Origin of the sequence: Acinetobacter sp. YH01004 (assembly GCF_013420455.1) — a bacterium.
Taxonomy (GTDB): Bacteria; Pseudomonadota; Gammaproteobacteria; order Pseudomonadales; family Moraxellaceae; genus Acinetobacter; species Acinetobacter towneri.
In genome coordinates this window covers 77,457-94,559 of record NZ_VOXZ01000001.1, presented here as the reverse complement: position 1 = coordinate 94,559, position 17,103 = coordinate 77,457, and the positions used below count along the sequence as shown (strand labels likewise).

The following is a 17,103-nucleotide window of genomic DNA, read 5'->3' as shown; positions in this document are numbered from 1 at the left end:
TCGCTGCTGAAGAAGTTGGTAAGCTTAAAGACAGCTCGATTAAGACCGAGCTTAAAGGTCGCCTAGAAGACCTGAAAGATCCAAACATCCCAGCGATTAACGATGCGGACAGCAACGGCACACCGGATGATCAAGATGCTGCTAACGCCGCAGATGCCATCGCGAAAGTTAAAGAAGCAGAACTAGCTTACAAAGACCTGGCCGCTGAAATTACAAAAGCCGAAGCCGATGGTGCGATCAATCCGACCGAACACAAAGCCATGCTTGATGCGCTTAAAGCCGCACAAGATGCCAAAGAAGTCGCTGCTGAAGAAGTTGGTAAGCTTAAAGACAGCTCGATTAAGACCGAGCTTAAAGGTCGCCTAGAAGACCTGAAAGATCCAAACATCCCAGCGATTAACGATGCGGACAGCAACGGCACACCGGATGACTTTGATACAGCACAAGACTTATTAAATGAAGCACAAGCTGCAGTGACAGCGGCTGAGAATAAGTTAATCACTGCGCTTGAAGACGATGAATTGACTGAAACTGAAGTTGCTGCACTTGAAAAAGCGATTGCTGATGCAAAAACTAAGTTAAATTCGGCGGTTGAAGCGATTAATAAACTTCCAGAAGGTACAGCGAAAGATGCTTTAGGGTCACAAGCTAAAAATATTCAAGATCGATTGGATGTGACGGATGCATCAACCTCTGTTGCAGTGGCTGAGCAAGCTTATGCAGATACGGAGACAGCTATTGCAAATGCGAAACAAAATGGCTTTACGCCAGCTCAAAAAGCTGAACTTGAGCAAGCTGTGAAAAATGCAGAAAGCTTAAAAGAAAGAGCTCAAGACAAAGTTGATGATTTAGCTCCAGGTGCACAACCAGAACTTAAAGAGCGCTTAGATGACTTATCTAAACTAGATATTCCAGTAAATCTGAATATATCTCAGTTAACGCCTGTAGATACGGATGAAATGGCGGATGGTGAAGCAGATCGGCTGATTGTCAAAGGTCAAACCAGTGAAGCAAACACCACGGTTATCATTAAAGATCACGCTGGTGAAGAAATTTATCGCGGTCAAACTGATGCAAATGGTGAGTTCTCATTCACAGTTGATACCACGAAGGTTCAAGCGGGCAATCAAGTTCAAATTGAATTGGTTGGAGAGCAAGGCTCACTTGCAAATACTACAGCAACAGTGGGTGACTTAGAGTTTGAAGATGACACAGCGCCATCAACACCAACTGTGACAATTGGAAGCAATGCTGATGCATTTATTAATGCGACAGATATTGATGAAAATGGTCAGGTTACAGTCACAGTCACATTGCCAAGTGATGGTTCTGTGCGTGCAGGAGATACATTAACGATTAATGGTGAGGATCAAGTCTTAACTGCCGAACAAGTTGCGGCTGGGAAAGTACAAGTCCAATTTACAGCACCAAGTGAAGATGAGACATTAGCGTTATCGGTCAGCTTAACAGACCAAGCGGGTAACATTTCTAAGATTGTTAGTGCTACAGCAGTGGTTGATACTTTTGCAGATATCAAAATTACAGATTTTGCTGAAGATAATCTTGTACAGTGGAGTGAAAAAATAGAAGGTTTCACCATTAAAGGTACTGTCGATGGTGTGTCTGAAGGTGCAACTGTGACCTTAACTTTCAAAGATGCTCAAGGTCAGCCAATTCTTGGTGAAGATGGTGCACCAATCATGGTAACTGCGACAGTGAACGCAGAGAAAGGTTGGACAGCTGAAATTTCATCTGAGGTCTCTAAACAGCTGAAAGATGGTCAAGTTCATGCAAAAGTGACGGATACCGCAGGTAATATCGCCCAATCAACCCAAGATTATACTGTGGCTGCACCACCAAAGTCTGTGATTGAAATTACAGGCTACTATGACAATATCGGTAGTGTTTATAATAAAGTGACAGACACAGGTATCGCTGCAGATGGTCAAGGTAAACTAACAGGGAAAATTACTAATAAGTTTGGTCAGGTGATAGAGTTTGAAGAGTCTTTAGGTTCTAATGAACTTTCAGGTATTGGTGAAATAACTTTTAATACAGATGGTTCATGGGTTTTGAATATTGCGGACATTCAAGAGCAACTAGACAGTTCTACTGCACCATTACATGCAACCTTTACTCTTAAAGATACATTAGGTCACAGCTATCAAATACAGTTCTCTGTTCGTAAGGATGCTGATTTTGCAACTACAGGTAAAGTCAGTGTTACAACGACGACAGTAAGTCTTGTTGATAAAGAGGTGGTTGAGAATGATGGCGAGACTCACACCCAGCTTACCAATGATGTCTTAGGCGAGCTGACTGGTAAAGTCGATTTAGCATTAGTGCAAAATGGTAAAGCTACTATTCGCCTCTATGTCAATAAGTTTAATACATCTGACACAGAGTCTTCGGTCGAGCCGTATCCAAATGGTGCGGATATTGAGGTAAATGTTGAAGCAGATGGTACGTGGAGACTGACGGAATCGGACTTGCAAAAAGTCTTAAATGAAATTTGGGCAGCAGATGAACTACGTGAAGATAATATTTATATTCAGGTTAAAGTTTACGACCCTGTCACTGGAAAGTTAAGTGAGGTTACTGACAAGTACACCTTTAAGACAGACATCACACCGCCAGAGGCGACCAATGTTGGCTTTGATGCAAGTCATGGCGAGCATGGTCAGGTGACGGCTTTAGTCACCAAGTCAGGCGAAACTTCTGCCGAAACAGGTAATATTGTCACGGTACTGTACGATGGTAAAATCGTGGGTACAGGTGTAGTAGGTGGAGATGCACTTGGATTTAATGGTTACTTAGATATTAAAGTGAGTCTTGATCAAGCCATTGAAAACTATGAACCACTTAAATTACAAGTTTTTGTTGAGGATAGTGCGGGTAACGTTGGTGTCAATAATGGTAAGACGCTTAACCCAGAGTTGAGTTTAGCCACTCCTGAAGTAATAGCTTATGTAGACAATGTTGCAGGTGGTATTGTTGGAAATATTGTCAATGGTGGTGTAACCAATGATGCACAAGGGGTGATCAAAGGTACAATTGACCTTGGTACAGATGGTTTAGTCAGCCAAATTTGGGTGTATTTACATAACATTAACACCCCAATTAAGATTGATATTCCACAGGGTGCAACGGGTGTTTATGAATGGAATGTATCATCTGATCAACTTTCTGCTGCGGTGACCACTGGTAAGTTGGTAGGTAACGTTAAAGTTACCGCAAAAGCTTATAATGATGAAACTGGCTTGCTCAGTGATGCATCAAATGAGTTCAACTTTACAGTCGATACTACACCGCCAGTGATTGAAAATATCGTTGTCAGCAACCAAATGGCAGCGGATGGTTCGGTTGCAAGCACCATAATGACAGTAAAAGTCAATGCGGATGCACAGCAGGTGTATACAACGCTTGATGGGGTGAAATACACTGCGGTTGCAACAGGTGTTGCAGGTGAATATAAATTAACACTTCCTGCGCTAGCGAAAGGTAAAACACTTGATATCTATGCTGAAGATGCTGCAGGTAACGTTGTGGTTTCAAAACAGTCTGGTCTAAACAACCAACCGACTGCGCCAGGCACGTCTTTCAATATCAAAGAAGATCAATCGATCATCTTGACACAGGCAGATTTACTGAAAAATGCCAAAGATATTGATGGCGATAGTTTGAGTGTGACTGCAGTGACTCTGGCAGACCCAAGTATGGGTAAAATTGTAGCCAATGCAGATGGTACATGGACATTCACACCAAAAGAGCATTTTTCGCATGCCAATACTACGGATGCTATTGTGCTGAACTACACAGTTTCTGATGGTACGCAGCAGATATCGACTACAGCAAAAGTTAATGTTGAATCAGTCGCTGATGGTGCAAACATTATCTTAAATGCCAATATTTGGGATAACTCAAGCACAGGCAGTACAGCTGGTTCAGGTGTTGCATTAAAACCAGCACCTGCTTCAACAGGTCTAATTTTTAAACAATATAATGGCCTGAGCTTAAGTAATAGTAGTAAACCTACGTTTGATTCAAGCCGACTTGAAGGTTTACTCGACACTGCTAAGGCAAATAGCACTGGACGTGCCAACGAGTTTGCAGGCAACTTTAGTGGCAGTAGTGTTGCTAGTTCAAGATTTGACGCTGTGTCTTATACGGGCTTAATTTACCTAGAAGCTGGGCGTGAGTATAGCTTTGAAGGTTATGCCGATGATGCAATGCATATTGAGCTTGGAGGTAAAGTTCTAGCACAGACTATTGGTGACGCCTATGGCGACTATCATCCGACCATTATTGGCGGAGATGGTAACGGTACCATTAATATCAGCAGTTTTGTACCTGAAAAAACCGGCTTTTATACTTTTGAAGCTTATTTTGCCAATCTAAATCGTGGAGGTAAATATAACATTAGCGTTCTAGAAAAAGGCAAAGGACAAAGTTGGGCTCAGGCAACATCGAAACTATTGACTTCTGAAAACTACAAAATTTATGGTAGTGCCGAAGAGTTACTGACTTTAGGTGCGGACGTGGGTGGTTTTGTAAGCAATACGACTGGTAAACCTGATGGGGGTTACTTCTCTGCTGAAGCGGTTGATAATGGTATGCAAGACACACCAATCAAGCTATCTGGTATCCAGGCCGATTTGATTGATAAAGATGGATCTGAAACGTTAACTGCACTTGAGCTCAATGGAATTCCAGTTGGTATCACCATCACCGATGGTGTACATACCTTTACTGCTAAAGCGGGTCAAACAGGCTTGAGTATTAAAGACTGGAATTTGGATAACCTCAGCTTAATACCAAGCAAAGGCTTTACTGGTAAGATTAACTTATCTATTTCAGCAACTACGACTGAAAGTAGTAATTCGCACAGTAAGACCACAACTAAAGCGTTGGAAGTTGAAGTCCTTGACTTTAATAAAGCAACGACAGGCTTAGACAAAGACATCAAAAATACAGATAACTTGTTTCAGAAAGGAACTGCTGGTAATGACATACTTAATGCAACACAAGTTGAACTTGATGTGAAAAAGGTAAGCGTAGGTGTCAATGGTGAAACAGGGTCAGGTACACCTTGGTCGATCACTTTTGATGACGCTACCAAAGCAGAGGTAAAGATTACCAAAGTGGTTATTGACTTGAGTACTTCAACTAACCGAGACGTGCACTTTGGTGCGCGTGGCAGTTCTGGACTTTTCAATCCAACGCCAACTAAAACAGAGACTCGTTTTGATAGCGACTCTGTTCACAACAGTATTATTAATCATAACTTAGTGAGTAAGTATAATATCGGCGGACAAAAAAATAATAAAGATAACCGCGAGCCACAGACTTTAACGATTGACTTCAAGACAACTGGAGCAAATCAGTTTACAGCTGGTAAGTCTTTTAACTTTGCTGCCGATACTGATACGACTGTGGCAAGAAACGATAGCTATGCTGATCAAATGGCTGGCTCAATGATTACTGTTTATTTTAGTGATGGTACAACTCAGAAAATGATGTATGAGTATCTAGCTGGAAGTGGTGTTTCAAGTAAAGTAGGTGCTGTGGATGAAACAAACTACGCAAAAGGTGCTTACATTAATGGTGGTGATGGAGATGATACCATTCACGGATCAGGCGGTGATGACTACTTAGTTGGTGGAGATGGTAATGATACTCTCTATGGCGGTGCGGGCAATGACTATCTGCTTGGTGGGAGAGGAGATGATATCTTCTATGGCGGTGCGGGCAATGACACTTTCGTTGGTGGTTTAGGTAGTGACACTGCAGTCTATGACGTTTTAGTTGCTGCCGATGCGACTGCTGGCAATGGTACCGATACATGGAATGATTTTACCGTTGGTAAGATTGGAGCGAATGTCAATGCCGATAAGATTGAGTTTAGCCAAGGATTCTTCCAAGGATTACTGGATGTCAATCAAGGCGATATCGGGCAGTACATTAAAGTCGAAGATGTGAATGGCACAGCGACGGTGAAAGTGGACCGTGATGGTGCTGCAGGTGCGCATGATTGGGCAAATCTGTTGGTACTTGAAGGGCATAAAGCTGCCGATGTAAATTTACAAACTTTATTAGATAATCATCAGATTATTATTGGATAAAGTGAATTGAATCCATGCCTCGGCATGGGTACAATAAAAAGCTGGTTGGTTGCAACCAGCTTTTTTTATTTTAAGAGTGTGATATTGTTTTTGGGCCTTAGGACGCAAGAATTGGCTATTTGCAGGTTCGCTGCGCAGTGGTCAGCGAGCGGCAAACATCATGACTTTAATCCAGTCAGCAAAGCTGAATGGACTGGATTCGTATGCCTATTTAAGTGATGTGCTGAAAAGGCTGCCGACACATAAAGTGACCCAGATTGAATAATTACTGCCACACCGCTGGAAATCTGAACCGAATTAAAAAATAGGCATGGTGTTAGCGGCAGTGTAAAAATGACCCCCTTGGTTAATATAGCTGTCATTTTGGACTGCTCAATATGTTAACTTTGGAGCAAGCAGCGACAATCCAAATTCTTCATCAACAGGGTAAATCTATTAAAGCCATTAGTCGTGAACTGGGGGTGTCTAGAAATACCGTGCGTAAATATTTACGGCAGAACATCACACCTCATTATCAGCGTATACAGCCTAGAAATAGTATCCTTGACCCGTATAAACCTTGATATGTGCTGAATGAGCAGGAGACTTTCACTTGGGATATGCTAGGCAGCTAACCGATAAAAGTTCTCTGCTATTTGATTTGGCGTTTTAAGAGCCTGTAAATAATTTTAAGTAATTGTGAACCGTACCGGGTTTGTCGGAGAGTTAATATTCTGAGAGACTATTCCGATGAAAAAACCAAACTATACCCCCGAAATTAGAAAAAGAGCGGTTCAATTACTAATTGAATCTGAAAAAGATTATCCTTCTACTTGGGCAGCAATCACAGCTATTGCGCCTAAAATCGGTTGTACTCCTGAAACATTGCGTGTTTGGTATTTAAAGCATATGGATCAACTAAATCCTGCCAAAGTACAACAGATATCTGACCAAGAAAAAATGAAGCAAATGGAACGTGAAATTAAAGAATTAAAGCGTGCCAATGAAATTCTACGCAAAGCAGCCGCTTTTTTCGCCCAGGCGGAGCTCGACCGCCCACACAAATAATGGTGGATTTTATCCATAACAATAAAGATCGATATGGTGTTGAAGCGATTTGTAGAATTTTACCGATTGCAGCTTCGACCTATTATCGGGCTTTAGATCTCGTTGATAACCCAGAACATCGAGCGAAACGTGCTCTGCATGATTTACATCATGCAGAGCAAATCAAACGTATTTGGAAAGAAAGTTCAGGTCGATATGGTGTACGTAAAGTTTGGCAACAATTGAAACGTGAGGGTTATGTTATTGCACGTTGTACAGTTGCTCGATTGATGCAAAAGCTAGATATACAAGGTGTTTGGCGTGGTAAGAACAAACAAACTACCCGCAGCCGAGATGATCAAAAACGGGCAGGTGATTTAGTGAAACGGAATTTTAGTGCTGATCGACCTGACCAATTATGGGTCAGTGACTTTAGTGTGCCGCAGCAAGCGGCGTAAGAGATGAGGGTATGGCCCCTCGCTATCGGCTTGCAGGAGCAGGTAGCAAACCACCATAAGCGGCTTGGATCAAAAGTCCCGGTCGTGAGCGTTATGGAAAAGGCATCGTAGAGATGTCAGGTAAGAATTAGGAAGGCGAACAACAGTGAACTGCCGTTCAAGTGTCGAAAGTACTCAAATGACATCAAAACCGGGGATGGAAGTTACCCCGCGATTAGTTTGGCCGTTACCTGCTTACGGGCCATTCGGTGTCCGGCGTAGAGGCAGCGCGATCCTAATTCAGGCTCTTACGTTGAACTGCGGGAACCTTCGGTGGCGATGTCAAGCGAAAGGCACAAGCTCAAAAGGCAAGGCTGATAATAGCAATGCGTCACCAAGGGGCGGAGCAACTCGTAGTAGTGTTGAAGTTACTGTAATGGTAATGGAGCGAAGGGGTTGCATTATCCAGGTCTACGGATTTGTCAACTGTGCAAGCAGGAGGAGCAAAACTTTATGACCAAACCATTTAATATTCCTAAAGCGTTAATCTGGGAGGCATTTAAAAAAGTCAAAGAGAATGGTGGCGCTCCAGGCGTTGATCATGAATCTATTGAGCAATTCGAAAAGCATTTAAAGAACAACCTATACAAACTATGGAATCGACTTTGTTCTGGCAGTTATTTTCCACCGCCAGTTAAGGCTGTTCCGATTCCAAAGAAGTCAGGTGGCGTGCGTATACTAGGTATTCCAACAGTTGCAGATCGAGTCGCGCAAACAGCAGTTAAGCTCTTATTAGAGCCGAAAATTGATCCATTATTTCATCCAAACTCATATGGATATCGTCCGGGGCGTTCTGCCCATGATGCAATTGCGATAGTGAGGAGACGAAGTTGGGATTATGACTGGGTTGTGGAATTTGATATCAAAGGTCTCTTTGATAACATCGACCATGATTTACTCATGCGTGCACTCAAGAAACACTGTGAAATTCCATGGATTCTTTTATATGTGCAACGTTGGTTAAAAGCACCAATGCAACACATAAATGGCCATCTTTTAGAAAGGAATCGCGGCACACCACAAGGTGGTGTTGTGAGTCCTTTATTGGCGAATTTATTTATGCATTATGCTTTTGATATGTGGATTACGAAACATCTTCAAAGTGTACGGTTCTGCCGTTATGCAGATGATGGCGTAATTCATTGTCGGAGTTTATCTCAAGCCAAACTTGTTTTACAAAAGATCGATGCACGATTTCGTGAATGTGGTCTCGAATTGCATCCAGACAAGACAAAGATTGTTTATTGCCAAGATATTAATCGTCGTAAAGCATATCCCGATGTTCAATTTACTTTTCTCGGGTACACGTTTAGGCCCCGTAAGGCTGTGGACAAGTATAAAAGAGTTTATGTAAATTTCTCTCCTGCAGTCAGTCGTGATGCACTTAAAGCAATGCGACAGACTATTCGGAAATGGCATCTACATCTGATGTGAAATCGCGAATTAAGTGATTTATCTGCAATATTCAATCCAATTCTTCAAGGTTGGCAGCAATACTATGGTCGATTCCATGGTTCAGCAATGTCAGCGATCTGGCAACACATGAATGCTTATCTTATACGCTGGATGAGGCGTAAGTATAAAAACTTGGCCCGTCATAAAAGACGGGCTAGATATGCCTTAGGGCGACTTGCGCGTGATTTTCCAAATGCCTTTGTGCACTGGAAAATGGGATGTTTACCATCGGTTGGATAATGGGAGCCGGATGAGCTGAGAGGTTCATGTCCGGTTCTGCGAGGGGCTAAGGGTGAAATTCCCTTGGTCTACTCACCCGTATATTCAAACCAATTCTGGCTGGGTCTACACCGCATTTATTATTGATGTGTTCTCACGAGCAATTGTTGGATGGAAAGTATCTACACGGATGAATACAGATATGGTGCTCGATGCATTGGAGCAAGCATTGCACGATCGAGGCATGCCAAAGAATGTAATTCATCATTCAGATAGAGGTGTTCAATATCTTTCCATTCGCTATACCAATCGTTTAGAAGCAGCAAATTTACGAGCATCAGTCGGTACAACGGGTGATTCATACGATAATGCTCTGGCTGAAACGGTGAATGGCTTATACAAAACAGAGGTGATTGAATATTTAAAAGCAGATTGGCAAGGTTTAGCAGATGTACAACTTGCGACACTAAACTGGGTAGATTGGTTCAATAAAGAGCGTGTACACAGCGCATTGGGTTATGTATCGCCTTTTGAGTTTGAAGCAATGTACTATGATAAGATTAATCCGTTAGGTCAGGTGGCCTAACTTAAATAAAAAAGTCTCCGACAAACCCGGTACGGTTCACTATCTAGTTAAGTATTTCTAATAAAACTATAAAGTGATACAGTTGACACAAAAAATAAATGTTCAAAATATACATTTATTTTGATATAAAGATGTTGAAATGTGCACTGCGTCACAATAATAATTTTTCAGTAGATTCATGGAAAGATATTTGTGTAGGAAATGTGCTTGAAATTGTTCCTTAAATTGTTCTAAGTCCACAAGGGATAGTTATGTTGAGATTGTCACTTTTAGCTGTTGTAGCTTCATTGGGGGTAGCGGCTTGCACATCAAGCCCATATACGAAGCCATCAGATTTACGTTTTCAGAAAAAAACGCAAGAAAATAATCAACCTATTGTATTAAAGCGAGATGAGAAGCTTTGTGGTGGTGATACAGCAGAACAGCAAAATTGCCCGATTGAATTTTATATTGACAGTATTAAAGCTGGAAATTTTTATATAAATAATTCGGCTCAATATGCATTGAAACCAGAAACATATAATTTCAAAGTAAAAAACTGTACTGAAGAATCATGCCAAAGTTGTGATGTTGACTTAAACGTAGGAAAGCTAACAAGCAATGAATTTGTACTCTCTGTCAATACAAACGGTAAACCTTTTATTTCCAATAATGGTCAGCCTTTAAGTTGTGAGGTGAAGCACAAGGTTGCTGCTCAGGAACAGATAATACGAGTGGATTTAGCTGCGGACACTTTATTTAAATTTAACGGTTCTTCCTTGAATGATTTACTGCCAAAGGGGCGTCAAGAGGTCTTGAATGTTGCTTCGCAAATTCATAACAACTTCGTTTCTGTAAGCCGCATTAATTTAGTTGGTCACACAGATCGTTTGGGAAGTGATAGCTATAACAATCAATTGGGGCAAAACCGTGCAGACACAGTACGCAACCTGTTGGTTCAAAACGGTGTATCTGAAAATAATATTTCAACGTCTAGTGCAGGCAAAAATCAACCTGTGACGAATGGTTGTTTTGATGTAAAACAGCGTGAAGAACTCAAAGCTTGTTTACAGCCTGACCGCCGTGTAACTGTCGAAATTACAGGCATTACTAAATAGTTAAAGTTTTAGAAGATAAAAGAATATAATTTTTTGGGTAAAAATATGACTAATTTTATTGTAATTGAGAAAGACTCATTAAATAAGTCTACAGTAAATGCGACACAGATTACATTAACCGAAGCTTCTATTGTTCATACTAAAATGAGCCGTGATGACGTCGACGAATTTATCCGTGATGGCAGTAACTTAGTGCTTAAGTTAAAAAATGGTGAAGTTGTTGTTATTGAGAATTTTTTTATAACATATGACGATGTCGCTTCAGATTTGGTTTTTGAAGAAGATGGGTGTGTTCTATATTGGTTTGATGGCGTATCGGGTTTTAAAGGCATTCCAGGATTAGAAGCATTATTGCCTGCTGTTGAAAGCAGTCAACTCGTTGGATTGTTACCTTGGTTGGTGGGTGCTGCTGTAGTTGGTGGCGCTGCAGCAATTATTGATCACAATGACAAGGATGAAGAACCGAAAGATACTACAGCACCTACAGCACCAACTGTTGAGATTAATGATGGTGGTGATGGTGTTATCAATCCAACTGATCTTGTCAACGGCAAAGTTACAGTGACTGTTAAGCCGACCGAGCCAGTTGTAGAGGGTGATAAGATTACGATCACTCATCCAGATGGTTCAATAGAAGAAATTGAAGTTACAGCATCAAGCAAAGATGACATTAACAACAATGGTATTACTGTTGAAGTAACTCCTGCTGCGGAAGGTAAAGATACAGTTGTTACCGCAACAGTGACCGATAAAGCTGGCAATACGTCACCAGAAGGCAGCGATAATTCAACAGTTGACTTGGTAGTTCCGGGCGATGTTGACGGTGACGGTGAAAAAGACCTAACAGGTGCGCCAGTTGTTGAAATTCAAGATGGCGGTGATGATGTCATTAACCCATCAGATGTTGATGAGAATGGCAAAGTTGATGCAAAAGTAACCTTCCCGAAAGATGCGGGTTATAGCGTTGGTGATACTGTTGTGATCAAAGATCAAGATGGCACTGAACTGGTTAACCGTCCATTAACAGCTGAAGACCTTGAAAACGGCATTACTGTCAAAGTAACTTCTGCAGCGGAAGGTGAAGACACTATGTCAAACATAACGCTCCTTTCATTCATTTTAAATTTGAATTTATCTTAAGTTAATTTTGGATAAAGATAGATAAAAATTGTAATGAAAATGGCTGCAATTACAGTACTCATTTAATGCTATGACGCAGCATTTGAAAAACTCCCACGGTATGAATTTACCAAGATGCTTAAATCATGAATTTTATAAAATCAAAGATATGGCTTGTGCTGTTTCTTCCGTTTTGTGCACCAATAATGCCTATTTATGCAGCAAAACCAAAAAATTATTTAGACTCAGCTAAAGCAAACATCGAACAGTTTTTTTCGTCGCAACCTGCAGATTTGAATCAAGTGAGTATTCAAGAACTAAGTAAATACTCATGGGGTGAGCAGACAGCGCAAGATACTTTGCCAGTTATCAAATTGAGTGGTATTCAACAACAACTTAAAGGTATGGAAAAAATAAGCATTAACTCTGAAGCTGAGCTAACACTTTTTGATGCAATTCATCAAGCGCTACAGCGTCGACCTGAAATCACTCAGAGTATTGCTACTATTGCAGGCCAAGGTGCAAACATTGATGCGGCGAAAGCACAATATTTTCCTCAAATCTCTGGTGGTATTAGTACAGCTGATTTAACGACTGGCGAACGGGGAAGACAGCTTTACAGTTTATCAGCGACACAGGTTTTATATGATTTTGGAAAAATCAAAAGCGATATCAATATAGAAGAAGCGAAGTTATTACGAGAACAAGCAAATACATTAAATAGCATTGATGATATTGCATATCAAACAGCGAATGCGATGGTCAATATTAACCGTTATCAAGAAATCGTTCGTATTGCTAATCAACAAATCAAAGGAATTGCTCGAATTGCAGAAATCGCTAATTTACGGGCTAAAGCGGGTATTAGTAGTCAGGCAGATCCGATTCAGGCACAGTCAAATTTAGAAGCGGCGCAGTCAAATTTACTCATACAAGAAACGCAGTTAAAGCAGTATCAGCAAAAGTTACAAATGCTGCTGGGCTATGATGTGTCCCATTTAAAGATGAGGATTCCAAATACTATTATTCGTAATGCAGGTTTATACAATGACCCTGAATTTACGCATCTTCCTAAGATGATAGCAGCTCAGGCAGCAGTACAAATTGCCAAATTTCAAAAAGAACAAACAAAACTAAGTACATATCCAACAATTAATATTAAAGGTAGCTTAAATCAAGCTTTGAATGGGAAAAACCCAAATAATAATGAAGATGATGGTTTTTATAGCTCTGTCATGTTGGAAGCGAATAGCAACTTTTTCCAAGGCGGGGCAGCCCGATCAAAACTCCGTTCTGCTAATTATGCGGAAGAAGCAGCAAAAGCAGCAGTTAACACAGTTTATTTAGATGTTTTGGATCAGGTACAGCTCATTCGTGTGCAGGTCGAAAATAAGCAAAAGCAAATGGATGTTCTAGCTTTAAGAAAAGAAACCACGGCACGGACAAAAGAGTTGTATCAAGAACAATATAAATTAGGCACCCGCACAGTGGTGGATTTATTGAATTCTGAACAAGCAATTCATGCTGCCGCACAGGAAATTGAAAATGCAAGATATGATATTTACGCGGCCCTAATTCAGTATATCTATGTTACTGGTGCTTCAAGAGCATTTTATCAACTAAATAATACTTCTATTCAAGGGTTTGAAATTTTACCATGAGCAAAACTATGAATTATCAGCCATGGCTTCAAGCCGTTCTAGCAATTGCAAAACATTATCGTATCGAACCATCTGAAGAGCGTTTACGCTTGCAACTCGATTGGAATCCGAGCCAGTCACTTGATGATATTTTGATTTTGGTGAGCCGTCAGATCGGGATGAGTCTAAGAAAAACTGAATTTAGTGAAGATATTTTGAATCCGTGGCGTTTACCACTTCTTATTCAAATGAGAGATGGGCAAGTTGGCGTATTGAATCAACTCGATGCCAATGGGAATGCGAATATTCAGTTCAGTGGTGATCAGGGATTAGCACAAGTACTTACTGTAGAGTTATTAAAAGAAAATGTGAACAATGTTTATATTTTAAGACCTGAGAAATCAATTCCTGATGTCCGTATTGATGAGTATATTAAACCATATGAGCAGAACTGGTTTTGGACGATTGTGCTAAGAGATTGGAAGCGCTATTTGGATGTGATGTTTGCATCATTAATGGCCAATATCCTTGCCTTGGCGACAATTTTATTTTCAATGAATGTTTATGATCGAGTTATTCCTGCACAGTCTGTTCCAACTTTATGGGTATTAGCCGGTGGTGTACTCATTGCAGCAATATTTGAATTTTGTTTACGAGTCGCACGTATTTATTTATCAGACATTATCGGAAAACGTGCAGATCTAAAAATCTCAGATAAGGTATTTGGTCATGCTTTAAGAATTAAAAATAAAGAGCGATCCAAATCCACAGGTACGTTTATTTCGCAAATACGTGAATTAGAAGGTGTTCGTGAATTAGTCACTTCTACAACCATTTCAGCGATTGCAGATTTGCCTTTCTTCTTTTTGTTTTTGGCAATTTTTTGGCTGATCGGTGGCAATCTGTTTTGGGTAATGGTTTTGGTTGTACCTTTAATGATTATTCCTGGAATTTTGATTCAAAAGCCATTGGCAAAATTAGCATCTGAAGGAATGCGTGAAGGTGCTATTCGCAATGCAACACTGGTGGAAGCTGTTCAAGGTATAGAAGATATTAAGTTATTGCGAGCGGAATCTCGATTTCAGAACCAATGGAATCACATGAATGAAGCTGCTGCAGATATTTCAATGCGCCAGCGGAAATTAGTTGGAATTGTGGGGGCGTGGACTCAGAAAGTGCAAGGGCTTACTTTTGCGATTGTCGTACTGGTTGGATGTTTTGCTGTGATGAAAGGGGAAATGACTACAGGTGCATTAGTTGCTTGTTCAATTTTATCATCGCGCATGCTTGGACCAATTGCACAGATTTCAGGAGTTCTAGGGCGTTTTCAACAAGCTAAAGTTGCTAAGACAAGTTTAGATGAGCTTATGAAGAAACCAGTTGACCAAGCACCAAATGCACATTTAATTCATAGACCTGTTTTGAATGGACATTATGAACTTAATAATATTGTCTTCAAATATAGTGAAAACGATGCAAAACCTACTCTCATCATTCCTAAACTTGAAATTCAAGCGGGTGAGAAAATTGCGATTTTAGGTCGTAATGGTGCAGGTAAATCAACGCTATTACAGTTGCTATCAGGGATGCAAGAACCTGTTCAAGGGAAAATCAATTTAGATGGGGTTGACTTGGGGTTAATTGATCCAACTGATGTACGTCGAGATATGGGCTTACTCAATCAGAATGCACATTTGTTTTTTGGTTCTGTACGTGAAAATTTAACATTAGGCTCACCTTTGGCGACTGACCAAGAGCTTTTAAATGTGCTCAAGCTCACAGGGGCATTAAACTTTGTATTAGATAAGAAAGAAGGTTTAGATCATCAAATTTTAGAAGGTGGTGTTGGTTTTTCTGGTGGCCAGCGTCAAGCTTTACTTTTATCACGATTATTACTTCGTCAACCAAATATTCTATTGCTTGATGAGCCGACAGCCGCAATAGATGACGTTTCTGAAAAACAACTAATTCAGAACCTTAAGGGGTGGTTAGGACAAAAAACTTTGGTCATTGCAACGCATCGTCGAGCAGTACTTGAGTTGGTGGATCGAATTATTGTAGTACATGATGGAAAAATTGTTATGGATGGTCCTAAAGAGCAAGTATTAGGTAATACTCAAACCAATATAGCGAGTACAGCATCATGATTAGAAAATATATAAAAAGTGATATTGTAAAGGCTAAAGAATTAGAACCTGCATTACCGAGAGCTAGCTTATTTATCTGGATTATTTGTATTGGTCTTTTGTCATTACTCATCTGGGCATGGCTTTTTAAACTTGAAGAAGTTTCAACAGGAATTGGCAAAGTTATTCCATCTTCTAAAGAGCAAGTAGTACAGTCTCTTGAAGGTGGAATTTTAACAAAGCTTTATGTGCATGAAGGACAAATCGTACAAGAAGGGCAGGTACTTGCTCAACTTGACCCAACTCGCTTTGCATCAAATGTTGGTGAATCTGCATCCTTACTACTAGCATCACAAGCAACAGCAGCGCGACTACGTGCAGAAGTTAATGGAACTAGTTTAAAATTTCCGAGTGAAGTACTTAAAGAGCGAGATTTAGTTGAAGAAGAAACAGCACTCTATCATTCACGACGATCTAATCTAGAAGAATCTTTGTCAGGTTTACAACAAGCACTTATTTTAGTTGATGAAGAGCTGCAAATGACTGAACCATTAGTAGCGAAAGGTGCAGCTAGTGAGGTCGAAGTATTGCGGCTCAAGCGCCAAGCAACAGATTTGCGCAATCAAATGAATGATGTGAGAAATCAATATTTGGTAAAAGCTCGAGAAGAGTTGGCAAAAGCCAACACAGATATCGAAACGCAATTACAAGTCGTAAAAGGTAAATCAGACTCTTTAAATCGTACTCTTTTTAAATCACCTGTACGAGGGATTATTAAAGAAATTGATGTTATGACTATTGGCGGAGTGATTTCTCAAAATGGCAAGTTGATGACAATTGTTCCTCTGGATGAACAACTTTTGGTTGAGGCACGTATTTCACCGCGAGATATTGCTTTTATTCATCCTGGGCAAGATGCACTCGTGAAGATCACTGCCTATGATTATTCTATTTATGGTGGGTTGAAAGGAAAAGTTTCAATTATTTCACCAGACACATTGAGAGATGAAGTTAAGCAAGATCAATTTTATTATCGAGTGTATATTCGAACGGATTCAGGAAAATTGATGAATAAAGCAGGCAAACAATTTAGTATTACTCCTGGCATGGTTGCAACAGTCGATATTAAAACAGGGGAGAAAACGATTTTAGATTATCTAATAAAACCATTTAATAAAGCACAAGAGGCTTTAAGAGAAAGATAGTTTTGAGTGAG

Annotated in this window: 6 protein-coding genes, 5 pseudogenes and 1 other annotated feature; all 11 genes and pseudogenes read left to right on the top strand. The window is 40.3% G+C overall.

The features are described 5' to 3' along the window. Window positions 1-6,122, top strand: a 6,122-nt coding sequence (locus tag FTT71_RS00445; protein ID WP_180160633.1) for a cadherin-like domain-containing protein, incomplete at its 5' end; no start/stop codon positions are given. Window positions 6,123-6,213: 91 nt separating this feature from the next. Continuing rightward, window positions 6,214-6,387, top strand: a pseudogene (locus FTT71_RS00440) (transposase domain-containing protein); the annotation flags it as partial. A gap of 112 nt (window positions 6,388-6,499) precedes the next feature. Then, window positions 6,500-6,682, top strand: a pseudogene (locus FTT71_RS00435) (helix-turn-helix domain-containing protein); the annotation flags it as partial. Window positions 6,683-6,851: 169 nt separating this feature from the next. Then, window positions 6,852-7,594 (top strand): annotated as a pseudogene (locus FTT71_RS00430) (IS3 family transposase); the annotation flags it as partial. Continuing rightward, window positions 7,127-7,243, top strand: a sequence feature (AL1L pseudoknot). It overlaps the preceding pseudogene by 117 nt. Window positions 7,595-8,098: 504 nt before the next feature. Beyond that, a pseudogene (gene ltrA / locus FTT71_RS00425) lies at window positions 8,099-9,340 on the top strand (group II intron reverse transcriptase/maturase). A 79-nt stretch (window positions 9,341-9,419) separates the two neighbouring features. Continuing rightward, window positions 9,420-9,905: pseudogene (locus tag FTT71_RS00420) on the top strand (IS3 family transposase); the annotation flags it as partial. 251 nt (window positions 9,906-10,156) lie between these two features. After that, window positions 10,157-11,002 (top strand): OmpA family protein, encoded by an 846-nt coding sequence (locus FTT71_RS00415; protein WP_163120772.1) that lies wholly within the window; start codon window positions 10,157-10,159, stop codon window positions 11,000-11,002. A gap of 45 nt (window positions 11,003-11,047) precedes the next feature. Further along, the gene (locus FTT71_RS00410) at window positions 11,048-12,142 is read left to right on the top strand and encodes a BapA prefix-like domain-containing protein (protein ID WP_179997025.1); all 1,095 of its coding nucleotides are present in this window, start codon (window positions 11,048-11,050) and stop codon (window positions 12,140-12,142) included. A 125-nt stretch (window positions 12,143-12,267) separates the two neighbouring features. Next, window positions 12,268-13,782: a TolC family protein gene (locus FTT71_RS00405; RefSeq protein WP_179997024.1), complete on the top strand. Its 1,515-nt coding sequence runs from the start codon at window positions 12,268-12,270 to the stop codon at window positions 13,780-13,782. Next, a complete protein-coding gene (locus FTT71_RS00400; RefSeq protein ID WP_179997023.1) occupies window positions 13,779-15,908 on the top strand; it encodes a type I secretion system permease/ATPase in 2,130 nt (709 codons plus the stop codon). The genes FTT71_RS00405 and FTT71_RS00400 overlap by 4 nt, the downstream gene beginning before the upstream one ends. Beyond that, complete coding sequence (locus FTT71_RS00395) at window positions 15,905-17,092, top strand: HlyD family type I secretion periplasmic adaptor subunit (RefSeq protein ID WP_179997022.1); 1,188 nt, start codon at window positions 15,905-15,907, stop codon at window positions 17,090-17,092. The genes FTT71_RS00400 and FTT71_RS00395 overlap by 4 nt, the downstream gene beginning before the upstream one ends. The last annotated feature ends 11 nt before the right edge of the window (window positions 17,093-17,103 follow it).